General features: G+C 32.0%; 2 protein-coding genes. One reads left to right on the forward strand and one right to left on the reverse strand.

The window, feature by feature from the left end; translation table 11 throughout:
* The first annotated feature begins 237 nt into the window (after positions 1 to 237).
* Positions 238 to 1227 (forward strand): UDP-glucose 4-epimerase GalE, encoded by a 990-nt coding sequence (gene galE, locus J6V67_RS01675; protein ID WP_291857666.1) that lies wholly within the window; start codon positions 238 to 240, stop codon positions 1225 to 1227.
* Positions 1228 to 1415: 188 nt separating this feature from the next.
* Here the strand turns inward: galE and sodB are convergent, their stop codons facing one another.
* The gene (gene sodB, locus J6V67_RS01680) at positions 1416 to 2066 is read right to left on the reverse strand and encodes a superoxide dismutase [Fe] (RefSeq protein ID WP_291857668.1); all 651 of its coding nucleotides are present in this window, start codon (positions 2064 to 2066) and stop codon (positions 1416 to 1418) included.
* Between the last annotated feature and the right edge of the window lie 28 nt (positions 2067 to 2094).

A 2094-nucleotide genomic window follows, 5' to 3' on the forward strand; every position in this document is an offset into this window, starting at 1 on the left:
AAGGCTTTTATAGATAATTTAAAAGCTATAGCGCTTTATAAAAAATTTGAATTTAATATAATTAAAAAGGATAAAGATATGGTATATTTTAGTCGTAAAAAAGATAGCATTTAATATAAAATCTCTTTGCCAAAAAGACTTTTAGCATAATCTAATCCAATAAATTAACTAAAAGTCAAATTTATAGCCAAGATGAGAGTTAAATTAGCTATAATATTGCAAATTTAAGGAGTAAAAATGAATATTTTGATAACTGGCGGGGCTGGATATATTGGCTCGCATGTATTAAAGGCTTTATTGGAGCGTGCAAGCGATAAAATAACTGTAATTGATAATTTTTATAGCGGCTCACAAGATGCATTAGTAGCACTTAAGAGTGTAGGTAAATTTGATTTTATCAAATGTGATTTAGCAGATACAGCGTATCTTAAAGAGATTTTTGCTTCGCATAAATTTGATGCTATTATACATTTTGCTGCATATATAGAGGTATTTGAGAGTATGCAAAATCCATTAAAATACTATCTAAATAATACTGCAAATACAGCAAATCTTATTAATCTGGCGGTGGAATTTGGTGTAGAAAAGTTCATATTTAGCTCTACAGCTGCTACTTATGGAGAACCAAAAGATGGAGTAGTATGTGAAAATAGCCCACAAAATCCTATAAATCCATATGGCACTTCAAAACTAATGAGCGAGCAAATTCTAAAAGATGCAGCCGCTGCAAATAGCAAATTTAAGTATGGAATTTTAAGATATTTTAATGTTGCTGGTGCTTCAAGCGACTCTTTAATCGGTCAAAACTATCCAAACGCAACTCATTTAATTAAAGTTGCTACACAAACAATAACTGGCAAAAGAGCAAATATGAGTATTTTTGGTCGTGATTATGATACTAAAGATGGAACTTGTATTAGAGATTATATTCATATTGAAGACCTTGCTAGTGCGCATTTAGCGGTTTTGGATTATTTAAATAGCAATGATAGCGATATCTTTAATGTTGGATATGGGCATGGATTTAGCGTACTTGAGGTTATAGATACTGCTAAAAAGATAAGTGGCGTGGATTTTGAAGTAATAGATGCACCAAGACGCCTAGGTGATCCTGCTGTGCTTATAGCAGATTCATCTAAACTTAGAAACCTTACATCATGGACGCCTAAAAAAGATAATCTAGAAACTATTATAGCTTCAGCTCTTGCATGGGAGAAAAAGATTTAAATTTGTTATATATTGCGATCTTGCTTGCAAAAGTAATAAATAATTTTAAATTTTTAGCTCCAGCAAAGTTGGAGCTAAATCTCAAATAATATATAATGGCTTTACCATCTTTGTAATAAAAATAAATTTTATCTATTTTCTAGCTAAATTTGGCTATGATTGTAGCCAAATTTAGTATTTAAAAATGATTAATTACAACCGCAATGTCCGCAGCAACTAGCTACTGGATGAAGCTCATCGATATAGAATTTAACTGAGTTTAATCCCTCTTTTTTAGCCCACTCATACGCTGTGCTTACAAAGTCCCAGTTGATATTTTCATAAAATTTTTCTAAATAAGCTGGACGAGCATTGCGACTATCTATATAATATGCGTGCTCCCATACATCTACTACAAGTAGCGGAACTAATCCATCAGTTACTGGAGTAGCAGCATTTGAAGTATTTTTAATCTCAAGTTTGCTTGTAGCTGGGTTATAAACTAGCCATGTCCAGCCTGAGCCAAAAAGCGTAGTAGCAGAGCTGATAAACTCAACTTTAAAATCATTAAAATCACTATTTAAAGCTGCTTCTAATTCGCTACTTTTATCACTTTTTTTAGCTATACAATCCCAGTAAAAATCATGATTATACACTTGTGCAGCATTATTAAATAATCCGCCTTGTGAATTTACAAGTACATCAAATAGACTAGCTTTAGCTAGGTCGCTATCTTTTGTAAGATTATTATAGTTATTTACATAAGTTTGATGATGTTTGCCGTGGTGATAGTCACAGGCTTCTTTACTTACAACTGCATTAGTATTTGGGTCAAATGGAAGGGTTCTTAACTCTAACATATCATATCCTTTGGTTTAAATTTGTGAG

The sequence above is a fragment of the Campylobacter sp. genome (assembly GCF_017646085.1).
Taxonomy (GTDB): Bacteria; Campylobacterota; Campylobacteria; order Campylobacterales; family Campylobacteraceae; genus Campylobacter.